This window comes from Sellimonas sp. (genome assembly GCF_047234585.1).
In the GTDB taxonomy this organism is placed as follows: Bacteria; Bacillota; Clostridia; order Lachnospirales; family Lachnospiraceae; genus Sellimonas; species Sellimonas caecigallum.
This window is the reverse complement of the sequence record NZ_JBKSWG010000035.1, coordinates 1-15,701: the sequence shown is the minus strand read 5'-3', so window position 1 is coordinate 15,701 and position 15,701 is coordinate 1. Positions and strand designations below refer to the sequence as shown.

General features: G+C 43.9%; 14 protein-coding genes. 9 read left to right on the top strand and 5 right to left on the bottom strand.

Annotated features, from left to right (window positions below; all coding sequences use genetic code 11):
* Positions 1 to 21: 21 nt before the first annotated feature.
* A complete protein-coding gene (locus ACLROL_RS11100; protein ID WP_413067838.1) occupies positions 22 to 888 on the bottom strand; it encodes a hypothetical protein in 867 nt (288 codons plus the stop codon).
* Positions 889 to 1,528: 640 nt separating this feature from the next.
* On the opposite strand from ACLROL_RS11100, the gene ACLROL_RS11095 reads away from it, so the two are divergent.
* The 7 genes from ACLROL_RS11095 (at position 1,529) to ACLROL_RS11065 (ending at position 6,532) form a co-directional block, all read left to right on the top strand.
* Positions 1,529 to 2,428, top strand: a complete 900-nt coding sequence (locus tag ACLROL_RS11095; RefSeq protein ID WP_158095378.1) for a GHKL domain-containing protein — start codon at positions 1,529 to 1,531, stop codon at positions 2,426 to 2,428.
* A gap of 142 nt (positions 2,429 to 2,570) precedes the next feature.
* The gene (locus ACLROL_RS11090; protein ID WP_413067837.1) at positions 2,571 to 2,726 is read left to right on the top strand and encodes a cyclic lactone autoinducer peptide; all 156 of its coding nucleotides are present in this window, start codon (positions 2,571 to 2,573) and stop codon (positions 2,724 to 2,726) included.
* Positions 2,727 to 2,734: 8 nt separating this feature from the next.
* Entirely contained in the window at positions 2,735 to 3,286 is a 552-nt protein-coding gene (locus ACLROL_RS11085; RefSeq protein ID WP_087212506.1) for an accessory gene regulator B family protein, read from the top strand.
* A gap of 94 nt (positions 3,287 to 3,380) precedes the next feature.
* Positions 3,381 to 3,611 (top strand): BhlA/UviB family holin-like peptide, encoded by a 231-nt coding sequence (locus tag ACLROL_RS11080; protein ID WP_087199874.1) that lies wholly within the window; start codon positions 3,381 to 3,383, stop codon positions 3,609 to 3,611.
* A gap of 171 nt (positions 3,612 to 3,782) precedes the next feature.
* Complete coding sequence (locus tag ACLROL_RS11075; protein WP_413067836.1) at positions 3,783 to 4,265, top strand: MarR family winged helix-turn-helix transcriptional regulator; 483 nt, start codon at positions 3,783 to 3,785, stop codon at positions 4,263 to 4,265.
* Positions 4,266 to 4,361: 96 nt separating this feature from the next.
* Positions 4,362 to 5,000, top strand: coding sequence for an ABC transporter transmembrane domain-containing protein (locus ACLROL_RS11070; RefSeq protein WP_413067835.1), 639 nt, complete (start codon positions 4,362 to 4,364; stop codon positions 4,998 to 5,000).
* Positions 5,001 to 5,050: 50 nt separating this feature from the next.
* Positions 5,051 to 6,532 (top strand): ABC transporter ATP-binding protein, encoded by a 1,482-nt coding sequence (locus tag ACLROL_RS11065; protein WP_413067834.1) that lies wholly within the window; start codon positions 5,051 to 5,053, stop codon positions 6,530 to 6,532.
* 29 nt (positions 6,533 to 6,561) lie between these two features.
* On the opposite strand, the gene ACLROL_RS11060 is transcribed toward ACLROL_RS11065, so the two are convergent.
* The 3 genes from ACLROL_RS11060 to ACLROL_RS11050 all read right to left on the bottom strand — a co-directional run bounded on the left by ACLROL_RS11060 (position 6,562) and on the right by ACLROL_RS11050 (position 10,978).
* Positions 6,562 to 7,353, bottom strand: coding sequence for a hypothetical protein (locus tag ACLROL_RS11060; RefSeq protein ID WP_087212495.1), 792 nt, complete (start codon positions 7,351 to 7,353; stop codon positions 6,562 to 6,564).
* A 9-nt stretch (positions 7,354 to 7,362) separates the two neighbouring features.
* Positions 7,363 to 8,901 (bottom strand): ribosomal protection-like ABC-F family protein, encoded by a 1,539-nt coding sequence (abc-f, locus tag ACLROL_RS11055; protein WP_413067833.1) that lies wholly within the window; start codon positions 8,899 to 8,901, stop codon positions 7,363 to 7,365.
* A gap of 340 nt (positions 8,902 to 9,241) precedes the next feature.
* Positions 9,242 to 10,978 carry a class I adenylate-forming enzyme family protein gene (locus tag ACLROL_RS11050; protein WP_413067832.1) on the bottom strand — a complete coding sequence of 579 codons (1,737 nt, stop codon included), beginning with the start codon at positions 10,976 to 10,978 and terminating at the stop codon, positions 9,242 to 9,244.
* Between the two features lie 778 nt (positions 10,979 to 11,756).
* On the opposite strand from ACLROL_RS11050, the gene ACLROL_RS11045 reads away from it, so the two are divergent.
* Together ACLROL_RS11045 and ACLROL_RS11040 are read left to right on the top strand one after the other, a co-directional pair.
* The gene (locus tag ACLROL_RS11045; protein ID WP_413067831.1) at positions 11,757 to 12,698 is read left to right on the top strand and encodes an ABC transporter ATP-binding protein; all 942 of its coding nucleotides are present in this window, start codon (positions 11,757 to 11,759) and stop codon (positions 12,696 to 12,698) included.
* Positions 12,698 to 13,483, top strand: a complete 786-nt coding sequence (locus ACLROL_RS11040; protein ID WP_087199884.1) for an ABC transporter permease subunit — start codon at positions 12,698 to 12,700, stop codon at positions 13,481 to 13,483. The genes ACLROL_RS11045 and ACLROL_RS11040 overlap by 1 nt, the downstream gene beginning before the upstream one ends.
* Before the next feature lie 27 nt (positions 13,484 to 13,510).
* On the opposite strand, the gene ACLROL_RS11035 is transcribed toward ACLROL_RS11040, so the two are convergent.
* The gene (locus ACLROL_RS11035) at positions 13,511 to 15,247 is read right to left on the bottom strand and encodes a class I adenylate-forming enzyme family protein (RefSeq protein ID WP_288723205.1); all 1,737 of its coding nucleotides are present in this window, start codon (positions 15,245 to 15,247) and stop codon (positions 13,511 to 13,513) included.
* Positions 15,248 to 15,701 lie beyond the last annotated feature (454 nt).

Here is a 15,701-nt window from a genome sequence, read left to right as displayed (position 1 = left end):
GAAATATTGAATTTTCAAGGTTCAGCACACCTTATTGGTGTGGGAAGTTTGAGTATTTAAAAGAAATGCTTCCAGACGAAGCGCTCTCCCTGTCGTGCCAACGCAAGTATCGTGTTCAATATTGCTGTACACTATATCGCCTATCGTCTGAACATGGGCCTTACCGGATAATTTCAGATTTGGAAAAGTTTTTCTTAAAATCCTTAAATCTATCCAAAATCCTTCTAACCTGCGGCTACGCCCAATTGTGCCTGCAGTCTGCCCATCACGCACCGGATTCAGCGTTCCATAGGTCTGAATATGGGCACGGTAAGCTAACTCATTATTATTCCGGACATTGCCCGGCTCCTGTACTTTGATATTCGCTCCGTTGGACAGAACAATCACTGTGTGTGTCCCTTCTTTTACAAGAATATCTCCTCTCTGCAGTTCGTTTGTGCCTGATAAATACTTAGAATCTGTCAGTGCCTTAAACTTCCCTGTAGCCACAAATTTGGATCGCATATTACTTGTTGTCGGAGCATTTCCGGAAGTATATGCGCCGTTCATGTTTACTCCTGCCGCCTCGGCACATACCGTCGCAAAGGCCGAGCAGTCACATTGGCACGCTGTGTTAATCTTCGATAAATCAAATCCAACTTTCTGCGCCTGTGTCCGCAATGAATTTCTATCATCCCAACTATAGCCAATCTTGTCATTATCGCATCCCGCTTCACAGGCATCCGCTATTTTTTCTCCAATATTTGCCTCTACCGGCCGTAATAAAACCGTCCATCCCCAATCCCACCAATTCTGTTTGAAGACTTCTTTGCCATTTTGATCGCCCGGTGTTCCACCATGGACTCCTCCATTTTCATCAATACTTGCATGTCCGATTAATACTGCCATATTTGTTTCCTCCTTCTTTATTTTGCGTGTACACTGTCTGTTTTGCTGTCAGCTATCTATAAAAAAGAAGAAAAAGGCCCGATCGTAAACTTACATTTATAAAATCTATTTATTTTTTTCAAATTCTAAGCATTTTTTGGGCCTCAACAAATCATTACATAATTGCATACAAAATCTATCTTTTTCGTGCTATAGACTGATCTTTGTGATAAAATAATATTTTACAAAAAAGAAATTATTATTTTTTAAATACAATAACAGCTACAAAGGAGAACAAAACATGAGCAATTTTATTATTTGTTGTCTGACAAACTTATTTCGTATTTATCTTATCGATTGGTTTATCAAAATTTTTTGTCCCGACTCAACTCCAAAACCCAAAAAAAAGATCTTATATATTGTCGGCTTCTTCGTATCAAATACCGGGCTATATTGGATTTTTCAAATTCCTTTACTGAACCTGATTATCAATTTCATCGGTATCTCTCTGCTGACATCCCTGTATACAAAAAGTTTTCGAAAAATTTTCTTTTTGACTTTCTCATTCTACATTATATCCATGACAACAGAGGGTATCATAATATCTCTATTTGTAGATTATACTCCCAACAAACCATTCAACCAGCTGTATGCGATCATTGTGGATATTCTGATCCTTGCATGCGTGTTAGTGGCCGAACACCTTGTTGATAGGCAGACCGGGAAAGATCACATACCAAACCTTGCTTTGCTTCTGGTTCCTCTGATCAGCATTGTAATCCTATATCTTTTGGTAGTAAATGATACCGATCTGGATTATAAAGTAATGATTGAATGCATCGGACTTCTGGCTATCAATTTTCTCGTGTTCTATCTGTACAATGCACTCAAAAACAGCCTGCACCACAAATACGAATCGGATATGCTGCGCCAAAAGATGCAAGGCTACTCTACTCAGATGGAAACCCTTCTTCAAAATGACGAGAAGATCCGTATCTTCCGCCACGATATGAGGCACCACATTATGGAACTCCAGATTCTGGCCAAGCAGAACGATACGGACGCTCTCCTTTCCTATCTGGATCAGATGAACCAGGCGCTTACCATCCAGCGTGAGAGCGTCTCATCCGGAAATCCGGAGATCGACAGTCTGCTGAATTACTGGCTTTATAAGGCCAAACAGACACTCCAGACCGTGGATGTCCAGGTTCGCCTCCCGGAGGAAATCCTCCACACTTTTGACATCAATAGTGTGGTAGCCAACCTTTTACAAAATGCCATCGAAGCTTCCTCACAGTCCGCAGAAAAATATCTCTCCTTTTCCTTGTCCCTCAGCAAAGGCGTCTTAAAACTTCGGATAAGGAACAGTTTTTCGGAAGAGGCAAAGTCATCCCGCTCCCGTTTCTTCTCTTCTAAAAAGCAAGATACTCTGCACGGCTTCGGTCTTCGCAGCGTCCGGCATATCGTAGAAAAATATGACGGAGTTTTAGAACTGAATAAACAAGGGAATATGTTTGAAGCCAATGCCATCCTTTATCTTCCGGATGAGGCGGATAATTAAATACGATTCAAAGATGGAAAACTGATTTTTACATAACAACCCGCTTAATTTTACACTGTCCGGCACAGCAATCTTTTTCTGATAATATGCCAAAGGATGTCCGATCCATGCTATATAAATCATCAGAAAGAGATGTACACAAATGCAAAAGAAAGCTTGCGCTATTGCTGCTATACTGAAAAAAATGATTATCAAAACTGCCGTTTTCATGGCAATTCTGGATGCGAATCAGGCCTGCACATTTTGGGGGTATCAGGAGTCGGAACCGAAATCGGTAAAACAGCTCCGTAAATTCTAAGCGCCGCCATGAAACTTTCAGAAAGACTTGCAAAAGATGGACTCATATCCTCCGAGGAATTGCCTGTCGTTGCATATGGACTTCGAAGTCTGCGGGATAATGTGCTGAGTTTTATCATTACCGTCGGAATCGGCTTTGTTTTTCAAGATATTGTTTCCGCTATTCTCTTTTTCTTTTTTTGTTTTCCGCTTCGAAGGAGTGCCGGCGGATATCACGCACAGACACGTGTCAGGTGTCTTCTTTTTTCTACCGGTCTCCTTCTTTCCATGTGGACTTCCTGGGAGTATATGAGGATATTTCAAAGCTGCCGTTTGGTAGCTTCTATTTTCAGCACGGCCATCCTTTTTATCCTTGTCCCAGCAGAAACACATAACAAAAAGCTGGATCCTGCCGAGCGTGCCGTTTACGGCAGACGCGCCCGCCGGATCGCATTTCTGGAGCTTTTTTTGTGTTTTATTTCTTTTCATATGAAATGGAACCTGCTTTTTAAAAGCACTGCCCTCAGTTTATATACCTCTTCCATCGCTGTGCTGGCAGGAAAGTGGGTAATGCGGAAATAAATATTTTTCCTCCATTTGGTTGCTAAAAATGCCCGATCTGATTTTTATTAGTCAGATAGAAGAATCAGATTCGATCGGGAGGAGGCCGAAGAGTATGGAACAAACAATCGTGGACGTTGCTTTATCACAGGGAATCTGGGCTGTAGTCGCAATATTCCTGCTGCTCTACATCGTAAAGTCAAATGAAAAAAGAGATGCAAATTACCAACTGTTGCTGACAGATCTGATGGATAAATTCTCTATTTTGCACGAGATCAAAACGGATGTTGAGAATATCCAGGATATCCTTGATAAAAATCTGGAAAGCCCAGAGAAAAAAACATAATACACCCCGAAAACGGTGCTGCTGCGAGAGTCTTAAATCAGACTCCAAAGCAGCACCGCTGTTTTTATTCTTCATTTCCTAAAAAAGTGTTGACACTTCCATTGGAACTGTATATAATCATACTGTCCGAAAACATACAGTATGATTTGAGACAAAGTGGAGGTGGTATATTTGAAAGAATCAGATTCAGAGAAGTTGAAGCTATTCCGCGAAACGTATAAGGATCTGGAGGGGATCTACGACATATTCCCGAAGCTCTGTGGGTTGTCCGGGACAGAATACTGGGCTTTGACTATGATAAATGAAGGGATTACCACACAACATGGAATCTGCGAACGCCTTACCCTCAGCAGGCAGACTGTCAATTCCGCTTTTCGGCAGCTTCGAAAAAAAGGACTGATCCGTCTGGAAGCCCTGGATGACAATCTGCGTGTCAAACATATTTATCTGACAGAAGCAGGGAATGCCTTTGTGGAAAAAGAACTTCAGCATATGCATGGCCTCGAACAGGCGGTCTGGCAAATGTTTGAAGATAATGAAAAGGATGAGCTGGTCAGACTACTTGATAAGTATAAGACACTGCTCTTAAAAAAGCTGAAAGATTACAAGAAAAATGAAACGGATTCATCGGAGGACTTGCAGTCGCAACTGTAAGAACGAGGAAGATGTCGAGTGCGCTCGGTTTTTTTAGAAACCAGCGCGCTTTTTTTATTTTACAGAACTTGATCAAACAGCAGGAGGATTATAACAATGAAACTGATTTTAAGGTTTATAAAACCGTACTGGAAACTATTTACACTAACATGCATCCTGATTATCGTAGATGTGGCCGGGGCTTTATATATCCCCGCATTAATTGCACAAATGATGAATGAGGGAACCGCCCAAAGTACACTGCAGGATCTTTATATGACAGGAATTCAGATCGTGATCGCATCGGTCATATCCGGAGCAGGCGCGATCCTTGGGGCATGGTCATGCTCTCAGCTCTCCTCCAGAGTATGTAAGGACATCCGGGATGCTCTTTACAAAAAATCTCTGAAACTATCTATCTATGATTTTAAACAGTTCGGTACAGCGTCCATTACCACAAGAACAACCGCGGATATCACAAATATTCAGACTGCTCTGATCAGCTTTATACAGATGGTACTTCCTGTTCCGGCGATATTTATCATTGCCCTGATTCTTACATTTCATCTGGATACATGGGCCGGCTTTCCATTATCGGACTGTCTATCATCTTATATACGGCGCTTACTATTTACACACCTTTTAAAAGCGCGGAAGTTATCGATGCCATCTGGCAAAGCATCCAGTCTTCCAGAGAGCAAGGCACAGCCTTTGTCCTTACATGGGATGGACTGGGGAAGGATATCCTGTCTCTGACTACCCTGTATTTTTTTACATGGCTCTTCTATTATCTGCAGTCATTTTTGATGGCAAATGTGGCAGACATGCTTGTATTGAATCTAAGACAGCAGATTGCGGCAAAATTAAACGTCCTTCCTTTGAAGTTTTTTGACCAGAACAAATCCGGCGAAATTTTAAGCCGTGTGACCAACGATCTTGACAAGATTACAGAGACATTACAGACGGGTCTTTTGAAACTCATCGTTGCCGCGGGAACCATCATCGGTTCTATAACGGTCATGATCTATTACAACGTATTTCTCACTGTCATATTTCTGATTTTCATGGCAATCAGTATGCTGATCACACGCGCAGTCGCCGGAAAAAACCTGAAGTATGCCGCTCTTCGCCAGGATTCCATCGGGGAACTGACGGGGATAGTGGAGGAATACTACACCGGAAGAAATATTATCAAAGCATATAACCGCGAGCAGGAAAGTATTGCAAAGGTTCGCCAAAGCACAGAAGAAAACCGTCTGGCATCTCAGAAAGCCGACTTTATGACAAACAGTGTAAATCCTCTGATCCGTCTGGTCACAAGACTCGGTCAGGCAGGAATCGCCGTGATCGCAGGGGCAGCCATGCTGAAAGGAACGATGACTATCGGTGTGGTACAGGCATTTTTCCAGTATGTCAATCAGGCGGCTGAGCCTCTGACCCAGGCGTCCTTTATGATCAATACGCTGCAGTCCGCGCTGGCATCTGCGGAGCGTACATTTGAACTCCTTGACGATACAGAGGAAGTTCCGGATACAAAGACACCTGTTGTCCTGGAACACGCAGAAGGGACCATCTCCTTTGAGCATGTAAGCTTTGGCTATGATCCGTCAAAAATGCTGATGAAAGATATCAGCTTTACAGCAAAGCCTGGACAGAAAATCGCCGTGGTCGGAAGCACCGGAGCAGGAAAGACAACACTGATCAATCTGCTGATGCGATTTTATGAAGTAAACGGCGGACAGATTCTTGTGGACGGCATACCGTCTGTGAATCTGACAAGAGAGGGGCTGAGGCAGAATTTCGGTATGGTCCTCCAGGATACGTGGTTATTCGGCGGGACGATCGCAGAAAACATTGCCTACGGAAAACCGGATGCCACACGGGAAGAAATCATCGCAGCTGCCAAAGCTGCCAAAGTAGATTATTTCATCCGGACCATGCCGCAAGGTTATGACACTATGCTGGACAATGAAGGCTCCAATCTATCCGTAGGACAGAGGCAGCTTTTGACAATTGCCAGAGTATTTCTGTGCAGCCCACCTATTCTGATCCTTGATGAGGCGACGTCAAGCGTGGATACGCGTACGGAGACAGAAATCAACAAAGCCATGCAGAAACTGATGAAAGGCAGAACAAGTTTCGTGATCGCACACCGCCTGTCCACCATACGAGATGCCGATATCATCCTCTTTATGGAGAACGGTAATATCATCGAACAGGGAAACCATGCGGAACTTCTGGCAAAGAAAGGGGCTTATGCAGCACTTTATTACAGCCAGTTTGCATAAAAATCCTTGAAAAAGGGTTTATCAGCTTCTCACATACAACGGCCAAGTACGTCCTCCGGCTTCCATTCCCTTGCCGGAAGGACGATAGCCTGTTCTTTGACCACTTCACGGATGATCCGAAGCTCTATTTCCTGTCTGTGCCGGAAATGGGCGATCAGATCATTCCACCCCTGATATCCCCGTGCCTGCCCATAAGGGGAATGTACCAGATAGGACAGCATCAGGCGGTACCACACTTCCTCTCCCCTTGTATCCACACGCTCTCTTTTTATCTCTTCTGTGATTTCCTCGATTTGATCACTGAATAAATACAATAAAAGGAAATCCTGTCTGTTTATGGACGCGTACAATATTTTGTAAAAGTCTAAAATTTCATCGTCACTTACCTGCTGAAACAGGATCAGTTCGTCCAATATATTCTGCATAAATGCACATTCGAACAGATGGGCTGTCCTGGAAAACTTCCGGTATCGAGACAGAATGATCTCTTCCAAATCATGCAGAGATTTTCTTCCTCCATAGATTTCAAACGTTTCCATTTCTTTGTGGAATCCCGGTATATCTGTTAGGATTCCTGTGTAAGGCACAACATAATGAGCGCCCTCCTCAATCGTCTTCCGCCTGATCTCTTCACGAATCGGGCCATATTTTTCCAAAATTCCATCGTACTCCTCTTTTGTCATCCAGGCACACCATGCTAAATCTACCGGGGAATACTCTCCTTCCCTGCAAACACGATAATAAGGAAATGCTGCAGAAATTTTTCTTTGCAAAGTTGATTTTCCCATGCCCGGAAGCCCTTCAATAAATATATTTTTCATAGTCCCTCCCTAGTGTCGGCGTGTAAAAGGCAGCCGTATCGTCTTTGTGGCAATTTTCTCGCAGAATCGTTTGTCATGTTCCACAAACAGCATCGTCGGCTCATACTCCAGCAGCAATTTTTCAATCTGCATTCTGGAAAACACATCGATGTAATTAAGCGGTTCATCCCATATATACAGATGCGCAGGAGTAAGAAGGCTGGCAGCCAAAAGCACTTTCTTTTTCTGGCCTTCCGAATAGTCTTCCATATTTTTGGCAAACTGAGCCCTGTCAAAATCAAGCTGGCGCAGTATCGCACAAAACAGACTTTCATCCAGCTTACGCTCGATGCAGAATTCGGACACTGTGCCTCTTAATCTCGATGTATCCTGATCTACATACGAGATCACAAGCCCTGAGACCGTCTCACAAACACCGCTTTCCACAACAGGAAGACACGTATCTGCCACGTTTGCTTTTTGCAAGATCATCTTGATCAGAGTGGATTTGCCGCATCCGTTCTCCCCACATACTGCGATCCGCTCCCCTCTTTCAACTGTAAATGTAAGATCGGTAAATACCGGGCCATCCGCTCCTCTATACTGTAAGCTATAATCTTTTACATTTACAAGCCGTTCCTTGTGATGCACAAGCGGCATAAGTTTGAGATCTGCTGTTTCTTCTATGTCTGCCAAAAGCCCTTCTTTCTCATCGATCTCCCGTTTTAACCTCTTTTCCATCTGCTTTACACGGCTCTGCATCTTCTTCGTCTTTCCGCCGATATATGCCCTGGTAGGTCTGTCATGTTCTTTGACAGGATCATATCCAATCTTCGTGCGCTCATTTTTGTCCGCCCACCGTGTACTCTGCGCCGCCGCCTTCTTCAGCTTTCCAATCTCTTTCAGATGTTTTTCATTTTCCGTTTTCATAAACAGATCTTTCCGCCTTTTATTCTCCCACCAGCTGGAAAAATTGCCGGCCTGTACTTCGATTGTCTGCCGGTTCAGTACGAGGACGTGGTCGATGCAGGCATCCAGAAGGTCCCTGTCATGTGAGACAAGGATAAAGCCTTTCTTGGAATACAGATATTTTTTCACACACTCTCTCGCCCCTTCATCCAGATGATTGGTAGGCTCGTCTATCAGCAGGAAATCATCCTCCCCGGAAAAAAGCACTGCCAGCAGAATCTTTCCCCGCTGTCCTGGACTTAGTGTTTTGAAAGGCCGATATAAAATTTCCGCACTCTCTTCCAAAAGATTCAGCTCACATATTACACGCCACAGCTCGCACCCTGCCTTCAGATCTTCCACAAAGTCTGCTGCCGGCATCTGTATATTCTCTTCCGTGATCTCGTAGGGGAAGCAGTCAAATACCGCCGCGGCACTGATCTTTCCCTGATATGGATAGTTTCCCATCAGCAAATTCAGAAACGTTGTCTTTCCTTTTCCATTTCGTCCTATAAAGCCAAGTTTCCAGTCCGTGTCAATGACAAAAGAAACATCTTCGAATACATTGTCAAAACTGCCTTCATAACCAAATGTCAGATGACTGACCTGAATCTGTGACATACACATCTCTCCTTTCGGAATTTCAAAATCAACAAAAAAAAGAACCATTTGCTGCCAAACAGTTCCATTACGTCCTTATACCTCAATTCCCGAAAGATTTCAGTTTTGCGCACAAAAAAAGCGAGGTTATGAGAACATAATCCACTTTTGGCAACATGATAAGACAGCCCCTCGCATATCGCCCGGTATACTGTCCAAAAAACTCTCATGCATTCAAAAGTAAATTATTTCCTCATCTTTCCACCTCTCTTCTTACACTGCTATTATCTTAGCACGTCGGTCTGTACGTGTCAACAACAAAGAATCCTGCGCAGTGCGCAGGATTCTTCGTTCATTATGATTAAGATGCGGATGCTTCTTTCAGTTCTTTGGAAAGTCCGATTCGATTTGTCTTAAAGTGGAAGAATGGACGCTCATCGATCTGGATGATATCAGCCGGGTACATGTGCGGTTCCAGGCATTCCTCTACTTTTTCCCTGATATCATCGACCGTATATCCATCTTCCAGGACAACATAGAGATACGGCACGAAATATCCCGGATGTGCTTCATCTTTTAACAGAACGAAAAATTCATCGTCGATTCCTTCTATCTGTGCATTGGCAACACGATTCTCCATTGGAAGTATAGCAAGCTCTCCCCCTCCATAACGCGGAGAGTATCCACGGTTCAGGACATAGAGAACTCCGTCCTCATCCATGTATCCGAGATCTCCTGTATGCAGCCACACTCTTCCGTCTGCATGTTTCTGAAGTGCCTTAGCTGTCGCTTCCGGATTATCATAACCCAGCATATTTCCAGGACCGGTCTTGCAGATTTCGCCCATCTGATTGTAAGACAACTCTTCCTGTGTTCCTGGTTTGAACACACTTACGATGCTGAGCGGCATCGGCACACCTACGTTTCCGTCACGGATCGGTTTCGGCGCCATCGGAAGAGAAAAATTAGATCCCGCCTCACTGCTTCCGTAACCGGTTGTTACGCGGATATTACAGTTATGCGCCTTTAAGAATTTCTCAATTCTATCCAGCTGAACATTGTTGCTTGCCTCACATCCAGGACCTGCAGCAACAAGATGGGACAGATCATAGTCCTCCGGAACACGTCCGTTTCGCATAACAGTCTCAATAAACATCGGAATGATCGGCCAGTTATTTGCTTTATATCTCATCAATTCCAAATCCACATCTTCCACAAAGCAGAATGGATCCAAAATCAAAAGTTTATTGGATGACAGCGGCAGCAAAACCATAGACACAACTACAGCTACCAGCGCCGGCGGCAGACAAGTTACCATCCAGTTAGCACGTTTCCCTTCTGTTCCGCCGTAGAAGTTCATCTGGCAGATGATGCCAAGCATTGTATTTGCAGAATGGATAACCTGTTTGGACGGTCCTGTGGATCCGCTTGTATATGCACGGAACAGCGGGCGATTGATATCACGCTCTGCTTCCACTTTTCCTGTATAGTTTTCTCCCTGTGCAATAAACTCTTCCCAGCTCATAGTAGCCGTTCCGGAAGCACACGCAGACGGATAATTCTCGTTTAAGCATGCCTGGATATGTGCCGGCATCGCATCGCGGTCTCCATGATGCAGCGGGGATAAAAGCACGATCTTTTCCACACTGCTGTCATTTAAAAATGCATGCATTTCTTTTTGGGACATAAAGTCGTGGGCGATGATCGCCTTCGCTTTTGCTTTTCTTGCCGCTTCCACGTTTTCCGCCACCGTATTGTCACGGCAGAGAATGGATGCTCCGATTCTTTCCGCAGCAAGAAGCAGCGGAACGAATTCAGGAACCAGACGCAGATAAACCGGAATCTGATCTCCTTCTCCAAATCCCAGCGCTCTGAGTGCACGGGCACATTTGTCCGTCTCTTCAAAAATGTTCTTCCAGGTAATATCTTCTCCGTAATAATGCATTGCCACAACGTCCATTCCCGGGCAGCACTGTTTCAAATATTCCTCTACTGTACATTCCGGCATTTTGATCATCTGCATCAACATATCCGGATAATATTTCATCCATGGACGGTCAATACTTGGCTTTCCCGTCAATACTTGCTCTTTGCTCATATCTTCCACCTCTAAAATCAATTCCTTTTTTAGCTCATGTTTTTTACTTATGTATGCAAGATACACTTGCTGCTAAAAATGGTATCACTTTGCTTTGCGGAAGGCAAAGGAGAGAACTTGATAATCTCCCCGGCAAAAAGCTGCCATGTGACAAAAAGTGAAATTATGTGAATTTTAGTGAAATTCTTTCTTCCTGATCTTACTATCTCTTTTACATCTGAAATGGAAAAACCTTGGCCACGTTCTCGCCGGAGGAAATGGGGATATCGGCGATATTGACGGGAAGCCGGAATTGCAGCAGGCCTTTGAACTCGGAAGGTCCATCCAGTAAATCAAGAAATTTTATAAAGGCGCAGGATATCCTGATCTTCTTTCGTTTCGATCATTCCTGCGCCTCATTTCTTTATTTCTTTCCTCATTTTTTTCTTAAACTTGCCTGTTTTTCGATTCTATCGCCTCTGACCTCACGTTGTGTGTCTGATTCTGGTTCTCCGGTTTCTTTTTCTGTGTCACACTGTTAAATTTGTTTTGGCTTTTTTGTTCATTCTGTTGTTCCTGCTGCTTTTTATTCATGTTAATCTCCATTTCGCCGCCAAGTTGGCAGCACAAATAATAGTTAAATTCTTTCAATGAGGATAGTATGCAGCCGACAGCAGAATATATACATATGAATACTATCCGCAGTCAAAACTGTGGATATTTTTAGTCAAGAGGGCTTCTCAAAAATAGCCAACAGAGATATCATATGATTAATCGATCGATTAATGGAGGCTGCACTATGAACGCGAAGTTTTTCACTTTGCCGGATGAAAAACCTATGCCTCCGAAAGGAGAGAACAGAATGGACGCAATTAAGATCAATAATTTGACAAAGTATTACGGAAAAGTGTGCGGAATCGACAACGTGGCACTTACCGTTTCAAAAGGAGAATTTTTTGGATTTATCGGGCCTAACGGTGCGGGAAAATCTACCACTATCCGAACACTGTTGGGGCTTATCAGACCCACTTCAGGAAGTGCGTCTGTATTTGACATGGACATTATAAATGACAAAGAAAAAATTCTTGCTCTTGTTGGATACCTGCCGTCCGAGACTTTATTTTATCCCGGAATGCGAGTGCGGGATCTAATAAAGCTGTCTGCTGATCTTCGAAAGAAAAATTGCCAAGCTGCAGCCGCCCGATTATGCGAACGACTGCAGCTTGATACCTCCCGAAAAGTGGAGGATCTTTCCTTCGGCAATCGTAAAAAGGCCGCCATCATCTGCGCACTCCAGCACGAGCCCGATCTTCTGATCCTGGATGAACCAACCAGTGGTCTGGATCCTTTGATGCAGAAAGAATTTTTTGATATCCTGCGGGAACGAAATAAAGCAGGCGCTACGATTTTCCTGTCCAGTCATATTTTATCCGAAATTCAGCAGAATTGCTCACGGGCAGCCATCATTCGCGAAGGAAGGATCATTGCCTGTGACAGCGTAGAAGCTCTGTCAAAAACGAATGCTAAACGTGTAAACATCCAAGGCACTGTAGATCTCGGCCATCTTTGCGGCGTCCGTGATCTCCAGAAATCCGACATGGGCATGAATTTTCTCTATAGTGGCGATATAAACACTTTGTTGTCCACACTCTCCACTGGAGATATCCAGGATTTGTCCATTGCCGAACCGGATTTGGAAGAAATTTTCCTGCATTATTACGAAGATGGAGGTGCAAAATAATGACCATTGTCAAGCATGAACTAAAACAAGGACTAGTCTCCTTCGCCATCTGGACTGCATCCATCACACTTTTGATGATGGTTTGTGTATTTCTTTTTCCGGAAATAAAGGGCGAAATGGATACAATGGGCGATATATTCGCATCCATGGGGAGTTTTACCGCCGCCTTTGGTATGGATCGGCTGAATTTTGGAACTCTTGTGGGATTTTATGCCATTGAATGCGGAAATGTAATCGGACTTGGCGGAGCATTCTTCGCCTCGCTTATCGGCATTTCCTCTCTGTCTAAGGAAGAAAAAGGCCGGACAGCGGAGTTTCTGCTTACCCATCCTGTATCCAGGACTCATATCATTTCCGAAAAGCTGATTTCTGTACTTTTGCAGATCATTGTTATGAATGTTGTCATCCTCGCTTTTTCTCTGGGATCTATGGCTGCTATAGGCGAGGCGATACCGTGGAAAGAAGTTTTGCTGCTGCACCTTGCCTATTTCCTTCTTCAGGTAGAACTGGCAAGTATCTGCTTTGGGTTCTCTGCCTTTCTGCGCCGCGGCAGTATCGGCGTCGGCCTTGGGATTGCGGCAATGATGTATTTCCTGAATCTCATCGCCAACATGACCGAAAGCATGGAATTTCTCAAGTTCATTACACCATTTGGCTATTGCGACGGCGCAGATATTGTAGACAGTGGAAAGTTGGACATGACTCTTATTGCAATAGGAATCCTGTTCACATTTGCCGGTATTTTTACGGCATTTTCAAAATACCGCAGAAAAGATATACAGTAATCTGAAAATCAAATACTTTTATGGCAATCAGGATACGAAACTTTCCTTGAGTTCTTTGGAAAGCCCAATCCGGTTAGTCTTAAAGTGGAAGAACGGACGGGCGTCGATCTGGATAATGTCTGCCGGATACATATGGGGTTCAAGACATTCCTCTATTTTTTCCCTGATATCGTCAACCGTGTACCCATCTTCTAAAACAACATAGAGATACGGCACAAAATATCCCGGATGTGCTTCGTCTTCCAGCAGCACGAAAAATTCATCATCGATTCCCTCAATCCGTGCATTTGCAACAAGATTTTCCATCGGGAGAACTGCAAGCTCTCCCCCTCCATAGCGCGGAGAATATCCACGGTTCAAGACATAGAGTATTCCATCTTCATCCATGTATCCAATATCTCCGGTATGCAGCCATACTTTTCCGTCTGCATGAAGCTGTAAAGCTTTGGCCGTTGCTTCCGGATTGTCGTAACCCAGCATATTTCCAGGTCCAGTCTTGCAGATTTCGCCCATTTGATTGTAGGACAGCTCTTCCTGTGTGCCCGGTTTGAACACACTTACGATGCTGAGCGGCATCGGCACGCCTACGTTTCCGTCCCGGATCTGTTTCGGTGCCATCGGAAGGGAGAAGGTGGAACCAGCTTCACTGCTTCCATATCCGGTCGTAAAACGGATATTGCAGTTGTGATTTTTTAAGAATTGTTCTGCCCTTTCCAGCTGCACATTATTATACGCTTCACTTCCGGCGCCTGCTGCAACCAGATGCGACAGGTCATAATCATCCGGAACACGTCCGTTTCGCATAACAGTCTCTATGAACATCGGGATCATCGGCCAGTTGTTTGCTTTATACCTCATCAGCTCCAGGTCCACATCTTCCTCATAGCAAAACGGATCCAGGATAAGAAGTTTATTTGATGCCAGCGGCATCAAAACCATGGATACGACCACAGCCACCAATGCCGGAGGCAGACAGGTTACCATCCAGGAAGGCCGTTTCCCTTCTGTTCCCCCATAAAAATTCATTTGACAGATGATACTCAGCATAGTGTTGGCTGAATGGATAACCTGTTTGGAAGGCCCTGTCGATCCGCTTGTATATGCACGGAACAACGGACGATCAATATCAGCCTCTGCTTCCACTTTTCCTGTATATTTTTCTCCCTGTGCAAGAAATTCTTCCCAGCTCATTGTGTGAGGGCCGGAAGCGCACATAGATGGATAGTAACTATTTAAGCACGCCTGAATATGTGCCGGCATTGCATCACGGGACCCATGATGCAATGGAGAGAGAAGCACAAACTTTTCCACACTGCTTCCATCCAAGAATGCATGCATTTCTTTCTGTGACAGAAAGTCATGCGCAATAATAGCTTTTGCCTTAGACTTTCTTGCGGCTTCCACGTTCTCCGCAGTTGTATTGTCACGGCAAAGAATAGACGCTCCGATTTTTTCTGCTCCCAGAAGCAGGTAAATAAATTCAGGAACGAGGCGCAGATAAACCGGTATCTGATCCCCTTCTTCAAATCCGATCGCTCTGAGCGCGCGGGCACACTTCTCAGCTTCCTCAAACACTGTCTTCCAGGAAATGTCTTCCCCATAATAATGCATAGCTGCAATGTCCATTCCTGGGCAGCACTGCTTCAGATATTCCATCAATGTACATCCCGGAATTTTGATCATCTGCATCATGACATCCGGATAAAATTTCATCCACGGACGATCGACGCTTGGTTTTCCTGTCAATACTTTTTCTTTACTCATATCTTTTACCTCTTCAATCCTTAGATTCTTTTCATAATTTAAAAGGCCTTTGTTGTTTAAAAGGCTATCACTTTACTGTGTGAAAGGCAAAAGACAAAAGAGGAAATTCGTTCTTTCAAAAGATTTCCATATGATAAAAAGTGAATTCCTTCTTACCGATTCGATTCACAACGCAATCCAGACTTCATCCCCTCTGTTCAGTAGAGACAAAAATATTTCTTTGGCAAATACATTTCCAAAATATTATTCTGAAATCAAATGAGAAAAAGAATAGAAACTAAATTTCAGCGCACTCTATTATAGTAGAAAAAATTGATAAAGGAGGACACCGCTATGGCACAGTTGTCTGAAAAAGAGCTATCTGCTCTTAATGATCTGCTTGCAGACGAAGAATTATTAACTAACTAAGACTTCCCATACTTAAAATGGGCTTTGCACCTTGAAAATTCAATAT

Excerpts from the sequence above, each read along its gene's own strand:
- ACLROL_RS11100 (WP_413067838.1), bottom strand. The coding sequence starts at position 888 with ATGGCAGTATTAATCGGACATGCAAGTATTGATGAAAATGGAGGAGTC.
- ACLROL_RS11090 (WP_413067837.1), top strand. The coding sequence starts at position 2,571 with ATGCAAAAGAAAGCTTGCGCTATTGCTGCTATACTGAAAAAAATGATT.
- ACLROL_RS11085 (WP_087212506.1), top strand. The coding sequence starts at position 2,735 with ATGAAACTTTCAGAAAGACTTGCAAAAGATGGACTCATATCCTCCGAG.
- ACLROL_RS11080 (WP_087199874.1), top strand. The coding sequence starts at position 3,381 with ATGGAACAAACAATCGTGGACGTTGCTTTATCACAGGGAATCTGGGCT.
- ACLROL_RS11070 (WP_413067835.1), top strand. The coding sequence starts at position 4,362 with ATGAAACTGATTTTAAGGTTTATAAAACCGTACTGGAAACTATTTACA.
- ACLROL_RS11065 (WP_413067834.1), top strand. The coding sequence starts at position 5,051 with ATGGCAAATGTGGCAGACATGCTTGTATTGAATCTAAGACAGCAGATT.
- ACLROL_RS11060 (WP_087212495.1), bottom strand. The coding sequence starts at position 7,353 with ATGAAAAATATATTTATTGAAGGGCTTCCGGGCATGGGAAAATCAACT.
- abc-f (WP_413067833.1), bottom strand. The coding sequence starts at position 8,901 with ATGTCACAGATTCAGGTCAGTCATCTGACATTTGGTTATGAAGGCAGT.
- ACLROL_RS11050 (WP_413067832.1), bottom strand. The coding sequence starts at position 10,978 with ATGAGCAAAGAGCAAGTATTGACGGGAAAGCCAAGTATTGACCGTCCA.
- ACLROL_RS11045 (WP_413067831.1), top strand. The coding sequence starts at position 11,757 with ATGAACGCGAAGTTTTTCACTTTGCCGGATGAAAAACCTATGCCTCCG.
- ACLROL_RS11040 (WP_087199884.1), top strand. The coding sequence starts at position 12,698 with ATGACCATTGTCAAGCATGAACTAAAACAAGGACTAGTCTCCTTCGCC.
- ACLROL_RS11035 (WP_288723205.1), bottom strand. The coding sequence starts at position 15,247 with ATGAGTAAAGAAAAAGTATTGACAGGAAAACCAAGCGTCGATCGTCCG.